This is a genomic window from Nonomuraea sp. NPDC001684 (assembly GCF_053596515.1).
Window position 1 is genome coordinate 1 of sequence record NZ_JBSFGJ010000750.1, and the last position, 2,726, is coordinate 2,726.

At 77.0% G+C, this 2,726-nt stretch carries 3 protein-coding genes; all 3 read left to right on the forward strand.

The window, feature by feature from the left end:
• Positions 1-1,307, forward strand: a 1,307-nt coding sequence (locus ACWCSD_RS51120; protein ID WP_449926902.1) for a lipid II flippase MurJ, incomplete at its 5' end; no start/stop codon positions are given.
• The gene (locus ACWCSD_RS51125; RefSeq protein WP_397157092.1) at positions 1,304-2,017 is read left to right on the forward strand and encodes a polysaccharide deacetylase family protein; all 714 of its coding nucleotides are present in this window, start codon (positions 1,304-1,306) and stop codon (positions 2,015-2,017) included. The genes ACWCSD_RS51120 and ACWCSD_RS51125, both read left to right, overlap by 4 nt.
• A partial coding sequence (locus ACWCSD_RS51130) for a glycosyltransferase (protein WP_449926905.1) occupies positions 2,014-2,726 on the forward strand: 713 nt, incomplete at its 3' end. The genes ACWCSD_RS51125 and ACWCSD_RS51130, both read left to right, overlap by 4 nt.

A 2,726-nucleotide genomic window follows, 5' to 3' on the forward strand; every position in this document is an offset into this window, starting at 1 on the left:
GCGCCGCGGCCCTCACCGCGATGCTCGTCGGCGCCGGCTCGGCGCTCGGCTACGTCCGCGACCTGCTGATGGCCGCGCTGTTCGGCGCCAACGCCGACACCGACGCCTTCCTGATCGCCTGGACCGTGCCCGAGACCGCGGCGCCGCTGCTCATCGAGGGGGCGATGGCCCTGTGGCTGGTGCCGCTGTTCAGCACGGCGTCCGGGGCGCGGCAGCGGGCGGCGCTGGTGGAGCGGACGTTGCCCGCCCTGGCCGCCGCGCTCGCCGCCGTCGCCGTCTGCGCCGCGGCCGGCGCGCCCTGGCTGGTGACGGCGCTGGCCCCCGGTCTGCCCCAGGGCGGGCTGGCCGTCCAGTGCTGGCGGATCTGCTGCGGCTGCATCCTGCCGTTCGCGCTGGCGGGGTACGCCAGCGCGGCCCTGCGGGCCCACCACGTCTTCGGCCCGCCCGCGGCCACCGGCCTGGCCTACAACCTGGCGCTCGTCGGCTGCCTGGCGATCTGGCACGACGCGCTCGGCGTGCGGGCCGCCGCGTGGGGCGTCGCCGCCGGCGCCGTCCTCATGGTGGCCATGCAGGCGCCGGCGTACCTGCGGCGGGTCGGCCTGCCCCGGCGGCTGCCCCGGCGCCTGGTGCTGCCGGTCGCCGCGCTGCTGCCCATCATCGCCTTCGCGCTGCTGCGGCAGGGCCAGGTGCTGGTCGAGCGCGTGCTCGCCGCCGACCTGCCCGCGGGCGCGATCTCCCATCTCAACTACGCCCAGAAGATCGCCCAGGTGCCGATGGTGGTCTCGCTGATGCTGGCCACCGTCACCTATCCGCACCTGGCCCGCAGCATCGCCGCGGGCGACACCCGCGGGGCCTGGCGGCTGCTGGCCCGCGACCTGGCGACGGCGGCGGCCGTCACGGTCACCGCCGCCGCGCTGCTGGTCGCCTTCGCGCCCGCGATCGTGGGCGTGCTGCTGCACCGCGGCGCCTTCGACGACGCCGCCGCCACCGCCACCGAGCACGTCCTGCGGCTCTACGCGATCGGCCTGCTGGGCCACACCGTCGTGGGCGTGGTCTGCCGGGCCTACTTCTGCGCCGGAGGGTGGCGCGGGTTGTGGTACCCGGCCCTGTCGATGGCCGCCGGGCTGGCCCTCACCGCGGCGCTGGCCGTGGCGCTCGTCCCCGGCATGGCGCAGGGCGGCATCGCGCTGGCCAACGCCGCCGGGATCACCGTGACCGCCGCCCTCATGCTGGCCGGTCTCCAACGCCTCGGCCTGTCGCCGCTGCGGAGGGCCGTCACGACCGTCAGGGAAGGAGAGCGCGTATGAGCACGCGCACCGGCGCGCTGCCGCTCATCTGGATGTACCACTCCGTCGCCGAGCGCGGCGAGGACCCCTTCGACATCGTCGTCACCCCCGAGCGCTTCGCCACGCACATACGCTGGCTCGCCCGGCGCGGGCTGCGCGGCGTGTCGGTGCGCGAACTGCTGAACCATCCCGGCGACCGGCGCGGGCTCGTCGGGCTCACCTTCGACGACGGCTACGCCGACTTCGCCACCGACGTCGTCCCGGTGCTGGCCGGATACGGCTTCACCGCGACCGTGTACGTCGTCGCCGGCCGGATCGGCGGCCACAACGCCTGGGACCGCGGCGTCAGCCCCCGCCCCCTGATGGACGCCGGCACGCTGCGCCGGGTGGCCGCCGCAGGCATGGAGGTCGGCTCCCACACCCACAGCCACCCCCACCTGCCGGCCGCCGCCCCCGGCGAGCTGGCCGACGAGCTCACCACGAGCAAACTCCTGCTCCAGGACGTGCTCGGCGCCCCCGTCACCGGCTTCGCCTACCCCTACGGCGAGCTGACCGCCCGCGAGGTCGCCGCCGTCCGGCAGGCCGGCTACGAGCACGCCTGCGCCGTCCGCCCCGGCCGGCTCGCCGGGACGCACGCCCTGCCCCGCCGCTACGTCGGCGACCGCGACACCGCCGCCCGGCTGCTCGCCAAGACCGCCTGCCACCGGCTGCGCTGGGGGCGGCCCCGATGAAGGTCCTGCACGTCATCACCGGGCTGGCCGCCGGCGGGGCCGAGCAGCAACTGCGCACGCTCCTGCCGCACATGGACTGCGCCAGCGAGGTCGCCGTCCTGACCAGGCCCGGCGCCCTGGCCGACGCCATCCGCGCCGCCGGGACGCCCGTGCGCGCCGTCGGCATGGGCGGCAACCGGGACCTGCGGGCGCTGCCCCGGCTCACCGCCCTCATGCGCGCCGGCCGCTACCAGGTCGTGCACGCGCACCTGTACCGCGCCTGCGTCTACGCGCCGCTCGCCGCCCGGCTGGCCGCCGTGCCGGTCGTCGTCAGCACCGAGCACTCGGCGGGGGCCCGGCACATCGAGGGACGGCCGGTCACGGCGCCCGTCCGCGCGCTGTACCGGGCGAGCGCCCGGCTGACGCACGCCGTCGTCGCCGTCTCGCCCACCGTGGCCGACCGGCTGCACGGCTGGGGCCTGCCGCCCTCGCGCGTCGTCACCATCCCCAACGGCGTGGACCTGGCCGCCTTCCGCCACGATCCGCGCGCCGCGGGCCAGACCCGGCTGAGCCTGGGCATCCCGCCGGAGACGTTCGTCGTCGGAGGGGTCGGCCGCCTGGTGGCGGGCAAGAACTTCCACCTGCTGGTCGAGGCGCTGCCGCGGCTGGACGGCGCGGTGCTGCTGCTCGTCGGCGCCGGGCCGGAACAACCCCGGCTGCGCTCGCTGGC

What these genes read in the sequence shown, in the direction of transcription:
- ACWCSD_RS51125 (WP_397157092.1), top strand. Translation starts at nt 1,304, where the DNA reads ATGAGCACGCGCACCGGCGCGCTGCCGCTCATCTGGATGTACCACTCC.